Here is a 21,941-nt window from a genome sequence, read left to right as displayed (position 1 = left end):
ATTATAAGTCTATTTGACTGGACCTACCCATACTTGTTGAGTATTTACAAACATTTTAATACCATGTGGTCCTAACTCTTTTCCTAGACCTGATTTTTTTACCCCTCCACTTGGAAGTCTAGGATCTGATTTAACAATACCATTTACAGAAACTTGTCCTGTAACAATTTTGCTTGCTAGTTTTTTTCCTTTTTCAACATCTCCTGTCCAGATTGAACCACCAAGACCATACTCTGTATCGTTTGCTATTTTTATAGCTTCTTTTTCATCTTTTGCTTTTATTACTGCTGCAATTGGTCCAAATGTTTCTTGGCATGATACTACCATTCCAGGATTCACATCTACAAGCATTGTTACAGGGAAGAAGAAGCCTTGACCTTCATGTCTTTGTCCTCCTAAAACAAGTCTAGCCCCAGCTTGTATAGATCTATCTACTTGATTGTGCATTTCTTCAACTAGCTCTTTCCTTGCAATAGGTCCAATAGTAGTTGATTCATCTTTTGGGTCACCTAGTTTAAGTTTTTCAAATCTTGTTTTTAAAAGTTCAATAAACTCTTCATAGATTGGCTCTTCTACTATAATTCTTTTTGCTGCAATACAAGACTGTCCTGCATTGATATATCTTGAAAGAACAATAGTATCAGCAGCTTTTTCTAAATCACTTGTATCAGCTAATACAATAGCTGGGTCACTTCCACCTAATTCTAAAACTACTGGTTTTATTTCACTTCCTGCTATAGCACCAACACTTGCACCTGCTTTTGATGAACCTGTTAAAGATACACCTTTTACAATAGGATTTCTAATAACTGATTCTAAACTTTCATGTCCTACTACTAAGTTTTGAACTAAGTTTTTAGGAGCACCTGCTTTTTCAAAGGCCTCAATAATTCTTACTGCACAAAGTGGAGTGTGGGAATCATGTTTCATAACACAAGCATTTCCAGACATAAGTGCAGGTGCTAAATATCTAAATGCTAACCAAAATGGTGCATTCCAAGGTAAAATACCAAGAGTAACTCCTATAGGAAGGTATTGTACATAACTTTCAGTTGCATCAGATTCTAAAAATTCAGTTTTTAAATAGTCCTCACCAAATTGTGCATAGTGTTCAGCTGCCCAAGCAGCTTTGTTTACTTCTCCTCTTGCTTCGTTGATAGGTTTTCCCATCTCTTCTGTCATAGGAAGTGCATAGTAGTCAAGATTGTCTTTCATCTCTTTTGCTACGGCATTTAAAAGTTCTGCTCTTTTTTCATAACTTGTATCTTCCCAAGTTGTTTCAAAAACATCTTGGGCTTTTTCTAAAATTTCTCGAGCTTCTTGTAGTGTATGCATTTTTATTTCATATACAGTCTCTTGTGTATATGGATTGATTGATTTAAAGTGTGTATTGCTGTATCCCATTTTTCTATCCTTAAAAAATGTCCCAGTTTTTAAGGGACCTAAATTTATTTATATTTTCTTTTAGCGATGAGAATAAATCTCATCTAAAGAAACAAATCCTAAAGGAAGCAACAAGTTGCTTTTATCCTAAAACTGCTTCTACTGAAGCAACAAATCTATTTAGACCTTCATTTAAAACATCATCTTCTATTGTTAAAGGTGGAATAAATTTAATAATCTCTCCCGTTGAGCAAGCTGCAATGATTAAGCCATTTTTGTAGCAGTTTGCAGTTATCTCTTTTACTGTATCAGCACTATCAAACTCAATTGCTAACATCATTCCTTTTTGTCTTACATCAACTACTTTTGAGTATTTAGAGTTTAGTTCATCTAAAACTTCTCTAATAATATTTCCTTTTCTTTTTGTTTCATTGTTAAACTCTTCATCTTTAAAGTACTCAATACCAACTTTACCAGCAACAAAAGATAGTCCTTGGCCTCTAAATGTTCCAGTATGTTGTCCTGGACTCCAAGCTTTATCTACTTCAGGTTTATTAATTAGCATGCCAATAGGAGTTCCAAGACCACCAAGACCTTTTGCTAAAATAATAATATCTGGGTCAATGTCAAGGTCGTCAAAACTAAAGTAACTACCACATCTTCCACTACCACATTGAATACTATCAAGAATAAATAGTGCACCTGTGTCATTTGCTAGTTTTTGAACACCTTGTAGCCACTCTTTTGTAGCAACTCTAACACCACCTTCTGCTTGAACAGGCTCAACAATAAATGCTGCTGGAGGAAGCATTCCTGATGCTAAATCAAACATTTTTTGTCGTAAGTTTTCTAAGGCTTCCATATCATTGAACGTATCTCTAATAACATGAGTTAAAGGAACACCTGAGCTACTTCTAAAAGCATTATTAGCTGTACAAGCTAAAGCTCCAAGTGTCATTCCATGAAATCCTCTATTAAAAGCAACAACTTCTGTTCTTCCTGTAACTTTTCTTGCAAGTTTCAATGCCCCTTCAACTGCATTTGTTCCAGTTGGTCCTGTAAATTGAAGTTTTCTATCTTCCCATCCACGTGGTTTTAAAATTGTTTCAACAAAAGTATCTATGAATTCTCTTTTTACATCTGTAAACATATCTAAAGAGTGAACAACACCATCTCTTTGAATAAAATCTATAATTGCTTCTTGCATTTTAGGGTTATTGTGTCCAAAGTTTAAAACCCCTGCACCTGCAAAGAAGTCAACAAACTCTTTGTCATTTTCATCTGTCATAACAGCATTTTTTGACTTTTTAAATACAGTTGGAACTGCTCTACAATATGCTCTAATCTCTGATTCATTTTTTTCAAAAGTTATTGTTTCATTTGCCATTTTAGATCCTTTTTTAAATTTTTTATTTGTTTTATAGTATTTGAAAAGACCCATTCTAATTTGATAATTAATATGCAAATTAGTTATTCCAATAGACAATTAATTTTTTATTGTAATTAATTGTAGGAAGGGTCTATCTGGCGATAATAATAAGGCTTTTTTCTTGAACTAGTAAGTTTTGAATATATTTAATAGGGTGATTACTTATATAAATGTTTTTACATAAGTTTAGAGCGAAACAAATTGTATGGTTGATTTTTAAAATAAAGAAGTTAAAAAAACTCATTTGAAAGCTCCTTTAAAAAGTTTATATTAGATGGTAACTAATATTTTTAAAAGAGTCAATCATTTTTAGAAAAATTTTGTATAAAAATTAATCAAAATCCATTCTTACTTGTGTTTGTCCTGTTGTACAGAACTCTTCATCAATTTTTTTAGCAATTGTTTCAAAGTCTACACCTTGAACTTTTTTGAAGGATTTCATTATCTGTTTTTTTCCATTTACTAACTCTTTTGATTTAATACCATGGGAGATAGAAAGAGATGCTTCAACAAAGGCAGAAAGTTTATCACACTGCTTAAGTGCAACACCATCAATTGCGTTGTATTTATCCATATTATATTTTGAGACATCATCAACAAGTTTTGATTTTCCATCTTCATAGATTCTATTTTCAAACTCATCTTTATGTTCTTCAAACATTCCAAGTATGTAGCAAAACTCATCATGAATAGAGTCTGGAATATTTGGTAAAATCTCATCATTGATTTTTTTGATTTCATACTCAGCAATAATATCTGATAAATCATCAACTGAGTATTTTACAGGAGTAATTATATCTCTAGTTAAAGCTTCTGGTAAATCATGGAAAAGAGAAACAAAGAAGTTGTTTTCTAATCTTTTATCACAAGCATTTACTTCAAGTGAGTAGAAGTAAGAAAAAATTGCAACAGTAAGCATATGACCTAATACAGAAGTTTCTGGAACTCTTGGAGTTTGTGCCCATCTTTTTTGAAATCTTAGTCTTCCACTTAAGTCAACTATTTTTGCAAGTTTTTTATTTAGTGCAATTTTTCTAACACCAATTAATTCATAATAGTCTTCAATCTCTTCTTCAACACTTTTTTTAACATCTTCAATATCTGAAAGAAATTGTGAAGTTTGATATACAATAGAAAACTCCCACTTAGTAGAAAGGTATGATGCTGCTTTTAGTATAAACCTCTCTTTTTTATACATATTAGGGTTGTTTAAATAGTCTTCAAATTTTTGAAGAAAAATACCATTGTCTATATTTTGTAAAGATTCTTTTAAATTTGCAATTACCCAAGAGTTAATCTCTTTTGCTCTTTTTTGTAAGGCATTTCTAAAAACATCAGGTCTTATGTCAGTTACAACTACACGTCTAAGGAATTCAAAAACACCAGCTTCAATTAAGTGAGTGTAGTTTATGTCTTTTTCAAATTTTGCGATAAAGTAAGCGATAATAAATTTGTGGGCTTGTTTGTCAAGCTCTACAAGCTCAACCATTCTTGGGTAGTCATTCCATCTTTGAATAGATGCAGAAGAGAAGATATAATCAATTATTTTTGGATTTATCATCAATCATCCTTTTTGTTTTTTGAGTCATCGCCAAAGAAGATCATTTTTTTTCCTAGCATCATCAGTGCGACGACCACACCGACGACGACATAGGCTACCCAAGGTTCATGCATTTTTTATACTCTACAAGAACCAAATAGGTTGTTTATTTTTTCAACTCTACCTTCATGTCTTCCACCTTCAAAAGAAGATGAGTTCCATGCATCAATAATTGATTCAATCATTCCTGGACCAGAAACTCTTTCACCTAAACAAAGTACATTTGCATCATTGTGCTCTCTTGCCATTTTTGCAGAGTATTCATTGTGACAAAGTGCAGCTCTAATTCCATCAAACTTATTAGCTGCCATTGACATTCCAATTCCTGAACCACAAATTAAAACACCTTTGCTATTTTCATTTGCTAATACTTCTTTACATAGTTTTGCTGCAAAGTCTGGATAATCAACTCTATCTTTTGTATTTGGTCCTAAGTCAATTACTTCGTGTCCTCTTGCTTCAAATAGCTCTTTTACATAAGCTTTAAAATCAATACCTGCGTGATCTGCTGCAATAAAGTATTTCATTTAGTATATTCCTTTTTCGTGATTAATTTCTAACTCTTTTCCGTGCATGTCTTCTTCTAAAGACTCTACTGTTCTAAATACTCTGTCCCATCTAACTTCTTTGTTTTCATCCCAAGAGAAATAGATAAACCAAGGTTTTCCTACTATAAATTTATAGTTAACAGTTCCCCAAAATCTAGAGTCGTTTGAGTGGTCTCTATTATCACCCATCATGAAGAACTCATCTTCTGGGATTTTAATAGGCATCATATCAAATAGTTGATATGGTTGTAATCCGTCTCTTTTTACACTTGGGTCATTGTGAATTCCTGGGTGCTCATCTCTATATGGATCTACTACAAAAAGTTTTCCACCAGTTTCAATAATTTTTTCTTTTGGATAGTTTTCCCTTACGAAATCATTACCTTCTCTTGGGTGTAAAAATAGATGTTTTTCTTTTAGTGCAACAATATCACCAGGAAGAGCAACTGCTCTTTTTACATAGTGAATGTTATCATTATTTGGGTATCTAAATACAACAATATCACCTCTTTTAGGTCTATCACCTTCAATTAAGTGACCATTTCCTTTAAAATCAGGTAATACTTGTACTTCAATCCAAGGAATTCTTGGAACTGGAATACCATATGAGAACTTTTTAACAAAAAGCATATCCCCAATAAGAAGAGTATTTTTCATACTTCCACTTGGAATAACAAATGCTTGCGCAACAAAAAATATAATTGTTAATACAATTACAATTGTACCAGTCCAAGAAGAAGACCAGTTATATAGTTTTCTTAGCATTATTTACTTTCTCTTTTGTCTCTTAAGTATGCAGCTTTAAGTGTGTTTTTTAGAAGCATACCAATAGTCATTGGTCCAACTCCACCTGGAACAGGAGTAATATGTGTACATTTCTCTTTACAATCTTCAAAGTCAGCATCACCAGTTAGTTTACCCGTGTCAAGTCTATTGATCCCTACATCAATAACAACTGCACCTTCTTTTAACATATCACCTTTTAATAAATGTGGAACACCAACAGCAATAATTACAATATCAGCAGCTTTTGTATGAGCGCTTAAGTCTTTTGTTCTAGAGTTACAAACTGTAACTGTAGCTTTTGCATTGATTAAAAGTGATGCCATTGGTTTTCCAACAATATCAGATGAACCAATTACAACTGCATTTTTTCCAGATAGTTCAATACCATACTCTTCGAACATTCTCATTACACCAAATGGTGTTGCAGGTAAAAATGAATCTAAGTTTGAAACCATTCTTCCTACATTGTATGGGTGGAATCCATCTACATCTTTTAAAGGATTAATTGCTTCTAAAACAGTAGTAGTATCAATGTGTTTTGGTAATGGTAGTTGAACTAAAATACCATCAAGTTTTGGGTCATTGTTCATTTTTTCAATTAATTCTAGTAACTCTTCTTGAGTTGTTGAAGAATCTCTTGTATGAACTTCTGAATAAATACCAGCAGCTTCACATGATTTATGCTTACTATTTACATAAGTTGCACTTGCCGCGTCATCACCAACTAGAACTACAGCTAGTCCTGGAGTAATATTTTGTTCATTTTTAAGTTTTTCAACTTCAACTCTTACTTCTTCTTTGATTTTATTTGATAATGCTTTTCCATCAAGTAGTGTCATTGGGTTATAGCCTCATATCTATTTAATTTTAAGCTAGTATAATATCTAAAATCTTTTTAATATAGAATTACATAATAAAGGCTTATATTGAAGTTTATATCTTTTGTTTTAGTTATGACAAGTTTTATCTTTGCAAATGGTTTAGATAATTCATTTATAACTAGGTTTGAATATGGAGCGATGTTATACGAAAATCCTAGGGGAGTAGGGTGTATAAAATGTCATGGAAAAGGAAACAAACCAGTTGTAATAGCAAAATACAAAGAGTTCGATAAGAAAACAAAAAAATTAGTTGAGAAAAAAATTGTAGCACCTGCTATAAATAATGTAAGCTTTGAAGTTTTTTTAGACAAATTAAGATCTGATAAAACAGAATCAAAAGTTATGCCAACATATTTTATGACAAATGAAGAGTTAAAATCACTATATTACTACATAAAAAATATAAAATAAACTTCTTAAACAAATCTTAATATAATTTTAAGTAAAATTCGCGTTCAAATTTAAAACAAAGGAAATGTTATGTTAGAGGGTATCGTAAGAGATAGTATGACAAAACAAGCAACTAAAACTTTAAGAAGAGATGGTTTCTTAATTGCAAATATCTATGGAAAAGGTTTAGAAAACGTTAATGCAGCATTCAAAAAGAATGAATTCATTAAATTTTTAAGAAATAAATCAACACTTGCATTTGATGTAAACGTTGGTGGAAATCAAATCAAAGTTGTAGTACAAGAATATCAAAAATGTCCAATCACTTCTGATTTATTACATGTTGATTTAATGGTTGCACAACCAGGTGTTAAAACTACTTATAAAGTTCCAGTAACTGTAGAAGGTACACCAAAAGGTCTTAAAAATAAAGGTCTATTCATTTATCACAAGAAAAGAGTTCCAGTTAAATCTACAATTGAAAACTTACCAGAGTCTTTCCATTTAGAAATTTCTGATCTTGATACTGGTGATAACATTCTAGTTAGAGACTTAGAATTACCAGAAGGTGTTCAATGTTTCTTAGACCCAAGAGTACCAATCGTAGGTGTAATTAAAGCTAAGTAATCTTAGGTTAATAATGCATTTAATAGTAGGTCTTGGCAATATTGGTGAACAATACCAATTAACTAGACACAATGTAGGTTTTTTAGTTATTGATGAAATAACTAAAAGCCTACAATCTTCAAATATAAACAAATCAAACTTCAAAGCTGATGTTTTAAAAGCTGGGTATAACTTATACGTTAAACCAACAACTTACATGAACAACTCTGGACAAGCAGTTGTTGCTATCAAAGATTATTATAAAATTGATATGGAAGACATAATTGTTATTCATGATGATTTAGATTTACCATTTGGAACTGTAAAGTTTAAAGTAGGTGGTGGTCATGGTGGACATAATGGATTAAGATCATTAGATTCTCATATTGGTAAAGACTATATTCGAGTAAGAATTGGTATAGGAAAACCAGAAGATAAATCTCAAGTTGCAAATTATGTATTATCGAACTTTTCAAAAGAGGAATTAAATAAATTAGAAGGTATAATCACTCATACTATTAAGGCAATTGAAGCACTAAAAAGTGAAGAAATTGACGAAGTAAAATCTAAATTTACATTGAAATAATAATATGAGCATAATAACAAAATATATTCTAAGAAAATACCTAATTAATTTTATTATTGTACTAATGTCCCTACAACTATTTTTTGTGGGAATGGACTTTTTACAAAATTCAAAAGATTTACCTGATTCTGCCAACTTACAACTTTTATATCTTATGTATAATAGTTTTTTTACACTAACATTAACTTTACCTCTATCATTAGTATTTGGGTGGATTGTTACTTTAGTAATCTTTGTTAGAAACAACGAATTAGTTGCTTTTTCATCTTTAGGAGCAAAAAGAGTTAATATCTATTTACCTGTGGTTATAATCTCTTTTATTTTATTAACTATTTTAATTGCTATTCAAACAACTCCTCTAGCATACTCTTATGAACAAAAGAAAAAGATACTTGATGGAAACTATTTCTCAAGTACAAAATCAGATATTTTCTTAAAATATGACAACAATTTTATCTATTTTAAAAAGCTTCATCCTTTAAGAAAAGAAGCAGAAGATATTCATATTTATAAAGTTGAAGATAGAGATTTAGTTGAAACTATAATTGCAAAAAAAGCATATTTTCAAAATAATAAATGGTATGTTGTTGATGCAAAAATAGTTAAAAAACCAAAAGAAATGAACTTTGAAACTTCAAAATTAGAAGTTAGATATGAAAAATTTTTAAATACTCTAGAAGGGTTTAAGCCTAAGATTCTTGACAATGTATATGAAGAGAAATCAAACTTCTCTATTATGGATGCAGTTTCAGCTCTTTCTTTATTAGAAAAACAAGGTGTAAATACTGATAAGATTAGAGCAGCAATTTATTATGAACTATTTATTCCGTTTTTTATTTTACCTTTAATTATGATAATATTTATATATACTTCTTTAAATCGAAGATTTTTTAATGTAGGTAGTTATACATCATTAACGATATTTGGTACATTAGTTATTTGGGGATTCTTTTTTATGCTGTATAAATTCTCAAATAGTGGTGTAATTAAGCCAGAATTATCGTTGTTATTACCTTTATTCTTGTGGTTTAGTGGTACATATATTATTTATAAGAAGAGAAAGAAGAATGGGTAAAATTAAAGCATATGGAATTTTATTATATAAAATAGAGAATAAGAGTATAAAAGTTCTATTTTGCAAATCTGTAAAGAGCCTTGATAGATGGGGATGCCTTAAAGGTGTTATCTTAAAAGGTGAAAATGCAAAAGAGTGTGCAAAAAGAGAGTTTAAAGAAGAGTGTGGGATAAATGTCCAAACTTATCTTTTTGAAAAATACTTCTCTCAGGAAAATGATGAAAAAGATATTGGTATTTGGATTGTAAATGCTAATAAAATAGATAATATTGACTCATACTTCACAAAAGATAAACTTATAGAGAGTTATCTTTCTTGGGAGAACTCAAAGGTTAAGTTCTTTGATATAAGTGAACTCCCTAAGATAAAGAAAAAACAATCTCAATTAATCTCTAAGATTAAGGGTTTTTTAGAAAATATGAATCAACACCATTAGCAATACCATTTGCTAATGCTTTTTGATATTTAGTCTGATATAGTCTTCTTGATTCTTCTGGATGAGTAATATATCCAAGCTCAATTAAAACAGATGGCATCTGTGCACCAACTAGAACCCAAAATGGTCCTTCTCTAACTCCACCATCAACAACTTTCTTATAGACCTTCCTTGCATTAAATAGCATGTTTCTTTGAATATCTATTGATAGTTTATGTGAAGCAGTAATTCTTGGTCTATTTAGTGATTCTAAGAAGGCTCTTTTTGTTGAACCACTCATCTTTCTAACATCTGAACCATTCTCTTTTGCTGCAACTCTTTTTGCTCTTTCACTTCTTGCTGGACTTAAGAAGAAAGTTTCTATTCCTTCTAATTTATGTGCTTTTGCTTTTCCTATTGCATTTGCATGAATAGAAATAAAGATATCAGCTTTCTTTTTATTTGCTAAGACTGTTCTGTTTCTAACTTTTAGATATTTGTCTGTATTTCTTGTAAGATATACTTTATATCCTCTTTTCTTCAAGTGAGATTCTAAGTATTTTGAAACTTTAAATACTACAACTTTTTCATATCTTTTTCTAGGACCAATTCCACCTGGGTCTTTTCCACCATGTCCCGCATCAATTACAACTACTTTGTTAAGACCTGGTCTATATTGTACTTTTTTAGGCTTTTTTGCAATAGTTTTTGTACTGCTTGTCGTAGCTTTATTTTTAATGTCTAGTACTTTTAAAATCAATCTTTTATCATTTACAAAAAAGTAGACTGTTTTTAAATTATATTTATCTTCAAATAATATTCTAAGAGTATTTGATGTTTCTTGTTTAATAACAATCTGTTTAACACCATTTATACTTAGTTTAGTAGGGTATGCATCTTTAAAACTACCTTTTATATCATATACGTCTTGGAATCCTGATTTTACTTTTTGTTCGAAAAATTTAATATAGCTTTTTGAAACTTTTGTTTTAAAATCAATAATAACCATATTGTTTTTTGATTCAACAGATTTAATTGTGTATTTGAAGTTTTCTGTTTTTTCTTGTATTTTTTTTGAAATTTTTGCTTTTGTAATCTTTTTAGGTTTCTCTATTTTTTTAGGTTTTTCAACTTTAATAGGTTCAATTTTAATATGTTTTTTTGTTTGTTTATTATATTTATTTAATTCACTTTGGTATTTACTAGTATCTTTATTTAATTTTTTACCAGTTTTAATAAGTGTTTTTAGGTTTTTTATTTCTTTATCTTTATCACTGTTAAGTACAGCTTTTAGATAATCCATTCTTGCTTCATTGTACTCATCTAAGGTACTAGCAAAAATGGAACTTGTAGTTAGTGTTAGTATAAAAAAAGTTAGAAGAATAAATTTTTTAAAAATTTTATTCTCCTTTTGTTAGCTTTTCCATTAATTCATGTACAGATATAATTTTATTAAGCTTATATCCATTAGAACCTGTAAAGAATAGTCCTGTATCTAAGTCACCATTGTATGCAGCACCAAGTCTATCCGCAATACAATAACCTACAGCTCTTGCTTCCACACCTCTGTGACAAGGAGCAACACAGTTAGAAATACATACTACTTTTGGAGCAGTACCATCTTCAATTGTCTCTTGTAATTTAGTTACAACTCTTCTAGCTGGTAATCCAACAGGAGACTTTCCTAATTTAATATCTTCTTCTTTTGCATTTAATAATACATCTTTAAGAATAGGTGAGGCATCACATTCGTAAGTACCAATAAATCTTGTTGCCATTTGTACACCAGTACATCCCATAGCGATAAACTTATCAATATCATTTTTATCCCAAATTCCACCAGCAGCAATAATTGGAATATCTTCTCCCCAATTTTTTGCTTCTTCAATAACAGGGCCAACAATATTTTCTAATTGGAACTCTTCTTTAAAGCAATCTTCATATTTAAATCCTTGGTGTCCTCCACTTAAAGGACCTTCAACGATAATTGCATCTGGAACTTTGTTATATTTTTTCCATTTTTTACAAATAAGTTTAAGTGCTCTTGCAGAACTTACAATAGGAACAAGGGCTACATCAGGGTAGTCTTGTGTGAATTCAGGCATATTTGTAGGAAGTCCAGCACCAGTAATGATAATATTAATACCTGCTTCACAAGCATCTTTTACCATTCTACCATAGTCATTACATGCATATAAAATATTACAAGCTAATGGAGCATCGCCACAGATTTTTCTTGCATTTTCTACAATTTCAAAAAATGCATCTCTTGAGTAGAAGTTCATCACATCTTTTGGTTTATCTTTTCTATATACGATATTTACATTTTCACTTGCATCTTTGTAATATCCAGTACCTACAGATGAAATAACTCCAAGGCCACCTTCTTTACTTACATTTCCTGCTAATTGATCCCAGCTAATTCCGACACCCATTCCCCCTTGGATAATCGGGTGCTTTATCTCATATTTCCCTATTTTCAAATCTGACCTTCTTTATTTTATTATTATCTTAGCGAAACTTTTTTTACCTTTTTGTAAAATATATTCTCCCGCTTCTAAATTTAGTTTTTCATCACTAACTTTTTCTTGATTTATTGAAACAGCATTTGCTTTAATATCTCTTCTTGCTTGAGAAGTAGATTTAACTAATTGTGCATCAACTAAAGCTTGACAAATCCAAGTACCAGCTTCTAATTCAAACTCTGGCATATCAGTTGGAATATCTTTTTTAGCGAAAACTTTTTCAAACTCTTCTTTTGCTTTTTCACCAGAACCAATACCATGGTATCTTTCAACAATTTCCATAGCTAAGTTTTCTTTTACTTTTTTAGGATGTAAAGAACCATCTTTTACATCTTTTTCCATTTGTTCAATCTCTTTTAATGATTTTGAAGATAATAATTCAAAATATCTCCACATTAATTCATCAGAAATTGATAATACTTTTCCAAACATATCATTTGCTTCATCAGTAACACCAATATAGTTACCTAAAGATTTAGACATCTTTTGAACACCGTCTAAACCTTCTAAAATAGGCATCATTAAAACAGCTTGTTGTTTTTTACACTCATATGCTTTTTGTAAAGTTCTTCCCATAAGTAAGTTAAACTTTTGGTCAGTTCCTCCCATTTCGATATCAGTATCCATTGCAACTGAATCATATCCTTGAAGTAGTGGGTAAGTAAACTCACTTACTGCAATAGGAGTATTTGATGCATATCTTTTTGAGAAATCATCTCTTTCTAACATTCTTGCTACTGTTAAGTTTGATGCTAAGTTAATAAGTCCTGCAGTTCCTAGTTCATTTAACCATTGTGAGTTAAACATAACTTTTGTTTTTTCTGGGTCTAAAATTTTAAATACTTGTTCTTTATATGTTTCTGCATTGTCTAAAACTTGTTGTGCACTTAAAACTTTTCTTGTTTCACTTTTCCCTGTTGGGTCACCAATTGTAGCTGTGAAGTCTCCAATTAAAAATTGAATAATTCCACCATGTTTCTGAAATGTTGCCATTTTTTGAATAAGTACTGTATGTCCTAAGTGTAAATCAGGAGCAGTTGGATCAAATCCAGCTTTTACATTAAAATTCTCACCGTTTTCATAATAGTTTCTAATAAGTTTTTCAATTCTTTCAATATCTATTATTTCTGCAGTTCCTCTTTGAATTTCTGCTAAAGCTTCTTTAATTTGTTCTTCCATAAATCCTCTTTTTTTAAAACTTATTTGTTATATGCGTCTTTTTTTGAGAAAAACTCTATAACTTTTGCTTTTTTTTCAATTAATTTTCTAACTTCTTCAATATTTGATTTGTTTACTTCAAACTCAATATCGCAATATTGTCTATATGAGTGTTTTTCTCTTCCATACTCAACAGATAATATATAACCTTCAAATTGAGTCATATACATAAGAAGTCTTGCTAATTCACCTTTTGTATTTGGTAAACTAACTACCATTCTGTATTGGTAAAGTGTATCTTTTGTCCATTTGCAAAATAACATCTCATCATTACTCATGATTTTCTTATATGCTTTATCACACATTTTATGATGAATAAGTGCTTTGTTCCCTTCTTTAAATGCAACGATTTCATCGGCAAATTTAGGGTGACAACAGTGGTCAAATGATACAGAATTAATACTAAAATTTGAATATATAAGTATATTATCAAATTTAAATTTTTTGATTTTACTAGTATACATTTTAAATCTAGCTACAAAACCTTGTTTTTCTATTACTTTTTTCTCAATTTCATGTTTTAAGTGTTTAAAGTAATCAAGATTGTGTGGTACTTTTTGTAAAGGCTCTTTTTTTACAAAAGATGTAATACTATCAAAATACTTAGAGAAGAAAGAGTTTAATATATTTCTTCCTGTTAACTCATCTATCTCTTTTAATCTTTGAGAGCATAAAAACTTGATTTGTTTTTTAGCTCTAGTTGTTTTAACTAAATCAGTCCATGAACATCTTGGGATTGCATAATCAACTGTTTTAATTGAAACGATGTCTGAACTTTTCAGCTCTGTTAAAAGTGGTTTTTTAACTTTATTTATAAAACACTCAACGGCATTTCTTCCTACATCTGTATGTACAGCATAGGCATAATCAAGTGCAGTTGAACCACGAGGTAAGTTGAATGTATCACCTTGTGGTGAATAAACAACAATATCTTCTGAAAATAAGTCATCTTTTGTATCTTGATAGAACTCTTCAATATTTTCAGTTGAGTACTCTAATGATTTTAGCCAATTTAAATTTGGCCCTTGTTTTGCTCCACTTTTATATTTCCAGTGTGCTGCAATACCATACTCTGCAATTTTATTCATTTCAAAAGTTCTAATTTGAACTTCATATATTTTAGAGTTGTAAAATACAGTTGTATGGATAGTTCTATAACCATTCTCTTTTGGTGTTGAAATATAGTCTTTAAATCTTGAGATTAAAGGTTTATACTCTAAATGTAAGAATCCAAGGATTTTATAACAGTCAATGTCATCTTCAACTAAAATTCTAATAGCAAGTAGGTCAAGTACTTCATCTATACTTACACCTTTTCTTTGCATTTTTAGATAAATAGAGTAGTGGTGTTTAATTCTACTATAAATATGAATTTTACTTAAATCATATCCATTCTTTTCTAACAATTTTTTTGTTGAAGAGATAAACTTATTAAAAGTTAACTGGATTGCATGTTGATGCTCTTTTATAAAGTCATCAATTTTTTTGTACTCTTGTGGGTAGATATAAAAAAATGCTAAATCTTCTAAAGTATTTTTAATAGTTGAAATACCAAGTCTATGAGCAATAGGAACATATACAACAAGAGTCTCTTCTGCAATTCTTAGCTGTTTTTTGTGAGGTAGTGCATCTAGTGTTAACATATTGTGTAGCCTATCACAAAGTTTAACAACTAAAACTCTAACATCATCAATTGATGCAATTAACATTTTTCTAAATGTAAGAGCAGAAGCAATAAGCTTTTTATCTGAATCAGATGGTGCTAACTCATGCTCTCTTATTTCATCAATTTTTGTAAGTCCATCAACCATATGAGCAACTTCATCTCCCCAGTTACTTCTAATAAAATTGATATCATATTTTGTATCTTCTACTACATCATGAAGTAAAGCTGTAGCAATTACATCTTCTTCTTTTGAAAAGTGTGAAGCAATTGATGCAACCAAAAGAGGGTGCACAGAATATGGTTCACCACTTTTTCTATATTGTCCTTTGTGAGCCTCAATAACAAAGTCAATAATTTCTTGAAGTTTTGGGGTGATTTTTGCTTCAGAGTGAAGTAGGTGGATAGCGTCGTCAAGAGTATTTATACTCTCTATTTTTTCAATAAATGGATCCATAATGATCTTTTAATTAACTATAAAAGCCTAAGCTTTTATAATTAATTTTTATCTACTAAACCTTCTATCACAAGTAGGCCATCTGCAATCTCATCAATTGCAATATCAGTATATTTCATATTTTGAGTGTTTTTTTCTAATAATGGCTTAGCACCTTTACTTAGTTCATCTGCTCTTTGACCAACTGCAATTGATAAAATATATCTATCGTTGTTTACTCTTTCTAAGGCTTTTGCCATTCTTTCTTCTAGTCTCATTTTTTTCCTTTATTTAACAATTGAACATTTAGTATAGTCACCTTGAACAATTTTTAAAAGATTACCTTTTTCGTTCATATTTGCAACTACAATTGGAAGTTTATTATCTTTAGCTAATGCAATAGCTGTATCATCCATAACTTTGATATGGTCTTCTAAAGCTCTATCATAAGAAATTGTATCAAGTTTTACTGCATCTTCATACTTCATTGGGTCTTTATCATATACACCATCAACTTTTGTTGCTTTAATTAACATTGAAGCATCAATTTCTGTTGCTCTTAATGTAGCAGCAGTATCTGTTGTGAAGTATGGGTTTCCAGTTCCAGCAGAGAAAATTACAACTCTACCTTTCTCTAAATGTCTTTGTGCTTTTCTAACAATAAATGGCTCAGCAATTTGTTCCATTTTGATTGCAGTTGAAAGTCTTGCACTTAAACCTTTGTGTTCTAATGCTTCTTGCATTGCAACACCATTGATAACAGTTGCTAACATACCCATATAGTCAGCACTTGTTCTTTTTATAACACCATCAGCAGCAGCAGTAACACCTCTAATGATGTTTCCACCACCAATAACTATCCCAACTGCGATATTATTATCAACTAACTCTTTGATTTCATTAGCAATATAGTCTAAAATCTGAGTGTCGATACCATACCCGTCAGCACCAGCAAGTGCTTCACCTGAAAACTTTACAAGTACTCTTTTGTTCATTCTGTTCCTTTAATAATTACGGGATTATACCTAAAAATTCTAAAAAAAAAGTTAATAAGATTAACTTAATGCCCACTCATAAAATGGTAAAACATTTACAATATTCTTTTCTTTTCTTATAGTTTCATTGTTTGATACAGTAATTATGTAAATTTCTTTAATATTATATTCATTTGCTGATTTAATAATTTTTTTAAGTTGTGCAGCCATAAGCATCGAGTTAAAAAATGGAATAGAGCAAATAGCAATATTCTCTTTGGGTAAGTAAAAATCAATATAATCTAAATAAAAAATCTCTTGTTTTTTATTTATTAGCTCCTGAAAAATGATGTTTGTAAGTTCATTTTTAAACTTCTTTTTATGGCTAATTGCATTTAAAAAAGCAGAATTATAAGAGTATATTTTTTTTGTAGCTTTATCTTGATTATACTTTTTTATAAAATATATAATTTTCTTGTCTTCATACTCTTTACATTTTGCATAGAATTTATCTTTTGAAATTTTAATATCTTGTTTAAGGGTTAAAAAAAGTTGATTTAAAGACTTCTTTTCATCAATATTTTCAAATAATAGTTTTAATATTTTTTCACTAGTTTCATCTTTTGTAAAAAGTTTTAGCATCTCTTGTAGTTGTGAATAAACTTTGTATTCAGCTAAGTTTACTGATTGAGGAAGGTTTCCATGTTTTAAAAAGGTATTAAAGCTTTGGGTAATATTTTGATGTTTACTTTCATGAAGTAAATACTCTTCAAAATCCAAAGGGCTTAAAAATAGGTTTTTATACCCTTTTAACTCTTTTTTTTCATAAGTAGAAATTATTACACTATCGCAATATGGAATCTTAAAAGAAAAATCAAAGTTCTCTAATACAATCACTTTAATATTGTTTCTAAAAACATACTCTTCAAGGTTTTCTTTTATTACTTCTTTTGAGTTTCTAATATCATTAAAGTCAATATATAAATAGTCTTTTGTTTCAAAATTTGATAGATAGTCAAAAATTAAAAAGGTTTTTCCTGACCCTATTGGTCCAGAGAGCATTGTCTTAGGGTGAGTTATTCGTGTCTTTCTTTCAATAAAGTTTATTTTAGAAAGTTCAAACTCATGACAATACTCTAAAGTATTCATTTTCTTTTTTCGTGAAGTACTACAGCTTCTTTTACTGCATTTATGTAGCTTTTTGTATTTAGTTGTCTATTCTTTTTATAGGCTATATCAAAAGCTGTTCCATGGTCAACTGAAGTTCTAATAATAGGAAGATTCAAACTTACATTTATACTTTGGTCAAAATATAAAGCTTTTAATGGTGCTAAACCTTGGTCATGGTACATTGCTACAAAGTATTTGTAGTTTTTTCTAGACATAGGAGAAAAAGCAGTATCTGGAACTAATGGTCCTTTAAAAAGTTCTTTACCTAACTCTTTATTTGCTTTTTTAATAGCTTTAAATATTTCTACTTCTTCATCACCTAAAACCCCGTTATCGCTTGCATGGGGATTAAGCCCTAAAACACCTATTTTTTTAGCATTTACACTTTCTTGGAAATCTAAAAGAAAAGTTGTTAAATCTTTTTCATTTATTTTTTTAGGAACTTTTTTTAGGGCACAATGCTCAGTAAAAAGACCTACAAACATCTTTTTACATCCAAGCATCATAATTGCATTTTTACCAAAAAAGTCCCTTAGTACTTCTGTATGACCTTTATATTTTATGCCAGCTTTATTCCATGATTCTTTATTTACTGGAAGAGTTACAATAGAAGTTACTTTTTTATCTTTTGCTAGATTAATTGCTTCACAAAATGAATCATATGAAAATTTACCACTTTTTTTTGTAACTTGTCCAGGTTTTATCTCAAAGTCTGCTTTTATATTATGTGTCTTAAAACTTTTTGGAATATCCATTCCTAAAAGTTTTGAAGCACTCTTTAGCATAGGTTTATTTATGCAGTAAATAGGTTCACAATAAGCAGATATCTTTTCATGAGCACTAAGAGCTATTTCTATACCAATACCATTTAAATCACCTATAGAAATAGCAATTTTAGGTTTTTTACTCATACTAAGTCTTTCATATCTTTTATAGCTTTTTCAAGTCCCGTAAATACAGACCTAGCAATAATACTTTGTCCAATATTTAACTCTTCAATTGTTTTAATAGATGAAATTAATCCTACATTTTGGTAGTTTAATCCATGTCCTGCAGCAACTTTTAGGTTCAATTGTTGAGCTAAAGCAGCAGATTTTTTAATATCTTTTCTACTTTTATGAAGTAAATCTTTTAAAACTTTTTTAGGTAATTCAAACTCTTCAATAGAGTGGTGAGTTTGACTTAAGTTACTATGTAACATTGCATAGATATTTGCAAATGTTCCTGTATGAAGCTCTACCCATTCAACTTTTAGTTTTGAACTTAATTCAATCATCTCTTTTGTTGGGTCAATAAATAGTGAAACTTCAATTTCATTATCATGTAGTTTTTTAACGGCTTTTTTGATTTTAGTATAGTATGTATCTAAATTCAATCCACCTTCTGTTGTAACTTCTTCTCTTTTTTCTGGAACAAGTGTTGCTCTAGCAGGCTTTAATTTGCAAACTATATCAATAATTTCTTCATCAATAGCACACTCTAAGTTTACTGGAAGTGAAGATTGTTGAATGATAGCTTTTGCATCATTATCATGGATGTGTCTTCTATCTTCTCTTAAGTGAATTGTGATTTGGTCAGCACCAGCAAGTTTACAAATTCCTAAAGCATCTAGTGGATTAGGGTCATTTATTTGTCTTGCTTCTCTTAACACAGCAATATGATCAATATTTACTCCAAGTAACATAGTTTTCCTTTTTATGATAAATCTTTTAGTGTTGCAATATTAGCTGCAAGTTTATTGTGAACTTCTAAGTATTCTAGCTCAGGCTTAGAGTCAGCTACCACACCAGCTCCTGCTTGGAAGATAACTTTATCTTCTGTAAGCATAGTTGTTCTAATAGTAATTGCTGAGTCCATATTTCCATCAAAACCGAAGTAAGCAATACTTCCAGAGTAGAAGTTTCTTTTTATACCTTCAAATTGAGCAATCAATTCCATTGCTCTAATTTTTGGTGCTCCAGTCATAGTTCCTGCTGTAAATGTTGCAGCAAATAAGTCAAACATATCATATTTTTCATCATCAATTAAAGCTTCAACATCTGAAACAATATGCATAACATGAGAATATCTTTCAACCCTCATAAGGTCAGTTACTTTTACTGTTCCTTTTTTTGCAACTCTTCCCACATCATTTCTTCCTAAGTCAATAAGCATGATATGTTCAGCTCTCTCTTTTTCATCACCTAAAAGCTCTTGTTCTAGCTCTAAATCTCTATCTAGATTTTTCCCTCTTTTTCTAGTTCCTGCAATTGGTCTTAAAAGGATATGTCCATCAACAAGTCTAATCATTACTTCAGGAGAACTTCCTGCAATACAAAAATTTTCATACTCTAAGAAAAATAGATATGGGCTAGGGTTCTTACTTCTTAATGCTCTATAGAAACTTAAGTGGTCTACTTTTGCTTTTTGAATAAATCTATTTGACATAAGAATTTGGAATACATCACCACTTTTAATCATCTCTTTAGATTTTGCAACCATTTCAAAGAACTCTTCTTTTGAGTAGTTGAATTTACCTTCATCTAAAAGCTCTGCTTTTTTTAGTGGTTGATAAGAGTATGGAGTATAAAGTTTCTCTTCAATCTTTTCTAAATCATCTTTTTTCTCTTCTAATGAAGTTACCATTACAAGTTTAGATGTTTTGTGAGAGAAACCTAAAATAATTTTTGGTCTAACCAGGTCTAAATCAGGGATATTAAGTTGGTCAACTAAATTATCCATTGATTTTTTAAGTTTTGGTTCAAACTCTTTTCCAATATCATAACCAACATTTCCAATAAATCCATCAACAAGACCAATTCCTAACTCTCTTGCTTTTTCTTTGTAAATAGCTTTATCAAACTGCTTATAGTATTTTTGTAAAAATTTTAATGGGTTTGAATCAACCTCTTTAGTTTCTCCAGCTTCATTTCTAAAAAAAGTTTGATTGTTTTCATGCCAAACTCTTTCTCTTTGTCCAATAAAAATAAATGAGTAGTTCCCATCACTTGAGTTGATAGTACTTTCGAAAAGAAATGTTAGTTCGTTTGAGTATAGTTCTTTAACTTTTTCGTAGATCGACACCGGAGTGAACTGATCTAGAAAAAGCACTTTAGAGTAAAATTGCATTATATATATAGCCTTTTAGAATGTTAAAATAAATGCTCCAGAAATATTAAGTTGTTTTTTAATATTGTCTATAGCAAGTTTTGCTTGTCCTCTTGAGTTATATGGTCCAATTAAAACTTTATGGAACATTTTATTGTTTATAGAAACTTTATAAATTTTGTATTTAAAACCTTTTTTAGTAATAGTATCAAGATATTTGTCATTTGGCATTTTTGAAAATGCACCAACTTGAACAAATGTACCAGAAGGTTTTGTCGTAATAGTTGAACTAGCTGCTGTTTTTACTGGTGTCTTTTTAACAACAGGTTTAGGCTCTACTTTTTTAACAACTGGTTTTGGTTCTGGTTTTTTAACAACAGGTTTAGGCTCAGGTTTTACTGTTTCTTTTACATCAAAAACATTTGGTTTTGTTTTAGCAACAGGCTCTTCTTTTACAACTTTTTCTTTCTCTTCTATTTTTTCAAGGTCAAGATTTGTAGTCGCCTCTTTTAAAGTAGTTGCTTCTTTGTTATTCTCTTCTTTAATGTTTTTTAGTTTTTCATTGATTATCTTTTGATATTGTTCTTCAATGTTTTCATCTGCTAAGATAGTTTGAGTATTTTCTTTATCAGATGCTGTTTTAGAAAAAGATTCATCCTCAGTTGAATCATTAGTTAAAAGGCGAATAATAATAATTGTTAATAAAAATAGAATAACAAGAATTAAACCTAAAACTAGATATTTCTTTTTATTATCACTATTTTTTCCTGCAGAAGAGGGAGTTTTACCTAGCATAATATCGCTATACTCTTGTTCCTCTTGCATTCTAACTTCTCTATCTAAATCAGGGTTTAACCTTGGTTGTGGTTGTTCCTGATGATTTTGTTGTTCTTCATAAGCAGACTGAGCATTTTTAATTTCACTTAGTCTTTGTTCAATTTCAGTCTCTTCTTGCTTTAATTGAACTTTCTTAATAAAATCTTCGCCTTTAATTTCCATAATTGATCCTTATTACTTTCGGTTTGACTCCAGTTATTAGTACGTCGATTGATTGTAGATAACAAAGTTGTTAGCTAAATCTTTAAGCTCACCCTTGATTTGTTCTTGTAAATCAGTATTATTAATATCATCTAAAATATCAGCAATCTTATTAGCAATGAATTCAAACT

The 21,941-nt window shown here is 30.0% G+C and carries 22 protein-coding genes and 1 pseudogene; 5 read left to right on the top strand and 18 right to left on the bottom strand.

Going from position 1 to position 21,941, the window contains the following annotated elements:
* Window positions 1-9 precede the first annotated feature (9 nt).
* From CRV03_RS13280 to folD, 6 genes are all read right to left on the bottom strand, one after another.
* A complete protein-coding gene (locus CRV03_RS13280; RefSeq protein WP_129085628.1) occupies window positions 10-1,404 on the bottom strand; it encodes an NAD-dependent succinate-semialdehyde dehydrogenase in 1,395 nt (464 codons plus the stop codon).
* Between the two features lie 121 nt (window positions 1,405-1,525).
* Window positions 1,526-2,770 (bottom strand): diaminobutyrate--2-oxoglutarate transaminase, encoded by a 1,245-nt coding sequence (locus tag CRV03_RS13275; protein ID WP_129085627.1) that lies wholly within the window; start codon window positions 2,768-2,770, stop codon window positions 1,526-1,528.
* A gap of 373 nt (window positions 2,771-3,143) precedes the next feature.
* Complete coding sequence (locus CRV03_RS13270) at window positions 3,144-4,373, bottom strand: HD domain-containing protein (protein ID WP_129085626.1); 1,230 nt, start codon at window positions 4,371-4,373, stop codon at window positions 3,144-3,146.
* A 116-nt stretch (window positions 4,374-4,489) separates the two neighbouring features.
* Window positions 4,490-4,939 carry a ribose 5-phosphate isomerase B gene (gene rpiB / locus CRV03_RS13265; RefSeq protein WP_129085625.1) on the bottom strand — a complete coding sequence of 150 codons (450 nt, stop codon included), beginning with the start codon at window positions 4,937-4,939 and terminating at the stop codon, window positions 4,490-4,492.
* Complete coding sequence (lepB, locus tag CRV03_RS13260; RefSeq protein ID WP_129085624.1) at window positions 4,940-5,725, bottom strand: signal peptidase I; 786 nt, start codon at window positions 5,723-5,725, stop codon at window positions 4,940-4,942.
* Window positions 5,725-6,585, bottom strand: coding sequence for a bifunctional methylenetetrahydrofolate dehydrogenase/methenyltetrahydrofolate cyclohydrolase FolD (gene folD / locus CRV03_RS13255; protein WP_129085623.1), 861 nt, complete (start codon window positions 6,583-6,585; stop codon window positions 5,725-5,727). The genes lepB and folD overlap by 1 nt, the downstream gene beginning before the upstream one ends.
* Before the next feature lie 87 nt (window positions 6,586-6,672).
* Here folD and CRV03_RS13250 point away from each other — a divergent pair, with 87 nt between their 5' ends.
* The 5 genes from CRV03_RS13250 (at window position 6,673) to CRV03_RS13230 (ending at window position 9,720) form a co-directional block, all read left to right on the top strand.
* Window positions 6,673-7,038: a c-type cytochrome gene (locus CRV03_RS13250; RefSeq protein WP_258239099.1), complete on the top strand. Its 366-nt coding sequence runs from the start codon at window positions 6,673-6,675 to the stop codon at window positions 7,036-7,038.
* A 69-nt stretch (window positions 7,039-7,107) separates the two neighbouring features.
* Window positions 7,108-7,644, top strand: coding sequence for a 50S ribosomal protein L25/general stress protein Ctc (locus CRV03_RS13245; RefSeq protein ID WP_129085622.1), 537 nt, complete (start codon window positions 7,108-7,110; stop codon window positions 7,642-7,644).
* Between the two features lie 13 nt (window positions 7,645-7,657).
* The gene (pth, locus tag CRV03_RS13240; protein ID WP_129085621.1) at window positions 7,658-8,209 is read left to right on the top strand and encodes an aminoacyl-tRNA hydrolase; all 552 of its coding nucleotides are present in this window, start codon (window positions 7,658-7,660) and stop codon (window positions 8,207-8,209) included.
* Between the two features lie 4 nt (window positions 8,210-8,213).
* Entirely contained in the window at window positions 8,214-9,284 is a 1,071-nt protein-coding gene (locus CRV03_RS13235; RefSeq protein ID WP_129085620.1) for an LptF/LptG family permease, read from the top strand.
* The gene (locus tag CRV03_RS13230; RefSeq protein WP_129085619.1) at window positions 9,277-9,720 is read left to right on the top strand and encodes an NUDIX domain-containing protein; all 444 of its coding nucleotides are present in this window, start codon (window positions 9,277-9,279) and stop codon (window positions 9,718-9,720) included. The genes CRV03_RS13235 and CRV03_RS13230 overlap by 8 nt, the downstream gene beginning before the upstream one ends.
* On the opposite strand, the gene CRV03_RS13225 is transcribed toward CRV03_RS13230, so the two are convergent.
* The 12 genes and pseudogenes from CRV03_RS13225 to glyA all read right to left on the bottom strand — a co-directional run.
* On the bottom strand, window positions 9,683-11,002 hold the full coding sequence (locus CRV03_RS13225) for an N-acetylmuramoyl-L-alanine amidase (protein ID WP_129085618.1): 1,320 nt from the start codon (window positions 11,000-11,002) through the stop codon (window positions 9,683-9,685). The two genes, CRV03_RS13230 and CRV03_RS13225, sit on opposite strands and share 38 nt — an antisense overlap.
* A 97-nt stretch (window positions 11,003-11,099) precedes the next feature.
* Entirely contained in the window at window positions 11,100-12,182 is a 1,083-nt protein-coding gene (locus tag CRV03_RS13220; RefSeq protein WP_129085617.1) for a nitronate monooxygenase, read from the bottom strand.
* A gap of 12 nt (window positions 12,183-12,194) precedes the next feature.
* The gene (tyrS, locus tag CRV03_RS13215) at window positions 12,195-13,403 is read right to left on the bottom strand and encodes a tyrosine--tRNA ligase (RefSeq protein ID WP_129085616.1); all 1,209 of its coding nucleotides are present in this window, start codon (window positions 13,401-13,403) and stop codon (window positions 12,195-12,197) included.
* A gap of 20 nt (window positions 13,404-13,423) precedes the next feature.
* Entirely contained in the window at window positions 13,424-15,562 is a 2,139-nt protein-coding gene (locus CRV03_RS13210) for a bifunctional (p)ppGpp synthetase/guanosine-3',5'-bis(diphosphate) 3'-pyrophosphohydrolase (protein ID WP_129085615.1), read from the bottom strand.
* A gap of 41 nt (window positions 15,563-15,603) precedes the next feature.
* Window positions 15,604-15,819: a DNA-directed RNA polymerase subunit omega gene (locus tag CRV03_RS13205; RefSeq protein WP_129007978.1), complete on the bottom strand. Its 216-nt coding sequence runs from the start codon at window positions 15,817-15,819 to the stop codon at window positions 15,604-15,606.
* 9 nt (window positions 15,820-15,828) lie between these two features.
* Complete coding sequence (pyrH, locus tag CRV03_RS13200; protein WP_129085614.1) at window positions 15,829-16,536, bottom strand: UMP kinase; 708 nt, start codon at window positions 16,534-16,536, stop codon at window positions 15,829-15,831.
* A 60-nt stretch (window positions 16,537-16,596) separates the two neighbouring features.
* Complete coding sequence (locus CRV03_RS13195) at window positions 16,597-17,664, bottom strand: ATP-binding protein (protein WP_129085613.1); 1,068 nt, start codon at window positions 17,662-17,664, stop codon at window positions 16,597-16,599.
* On the bottom strand, window positions 17,661-18,596 hold the full coding sequence (pdxA, locus tag CRV03_RS13190; protein WP_129085612.1) for a 4-hydroxythreonine-4-phosphate dehydrogenase: 936 nt from the start codon (window positions 18,594-18,596) through the stop codon (window positions 17,661-17,663). The genes CRV03_RS13195 and pdxA overlap by 4 nt, the downstream gene beginning before the upstream one ends.
* Entirely contained in the window at window positions 18,593-19,369 is a 777-nt protein-coding gene (locus tag CRV03_RS13185) for a pyridoxine 5'-phosphate synthase (protein ID WP_129085611.1), read from the bottom strand. Before CRV03_RS13185 ends, pdxA begins: the two co-directional genes overlap by 4 nt.
* 11 nt (window positions 19,370-19,380) lie before the next feature.
* Complete coding sequence (locus tag CRV03_RS13180; protein ID WP_129085610.1) at window positions 19,381-20,793, bottom strand: anthranilate synthase component I family protein; 1,413 nt, start codon at window positions 20,791-20,793, stop codon at window positions 19,381-19,383.
* A 15-nt stretch (window positions 20,794-20,808) separates the two neighbouring features.
* The gene (locus CRV03_RS13175) at window positions 20,809-21,771 is read right to left on the bottom strand and encodes an SPOR domain-containing protein (protein WP_129085609.1); all 963 of its coding nucleotides are present in this window, start codon (window positions 21,769-21,771) and stop codon (window positions 20,809-20,811) included.
* Window positions 21,772-21,807: 36 nt separating this feature from the next.
* Window positions 21,808-21,941: pseudogene (glyA, locus tag CRV03_RS13170) on the bottom strand (serine hydroxymethyltransferase); the annotation flags it as partial.

Origin of the sequence: Arcobacter sp. F155, assembly GCF_004116455.1 — a bacterium.
Lineage (GTDB): Bacteria > Campylobacterota > Campylobacteria > Campylobacterales > Arcobacteraceae > Halarcobacter.
This window is presented reverse-complemented; position numbering and strand designations above follow the sequence as displayed.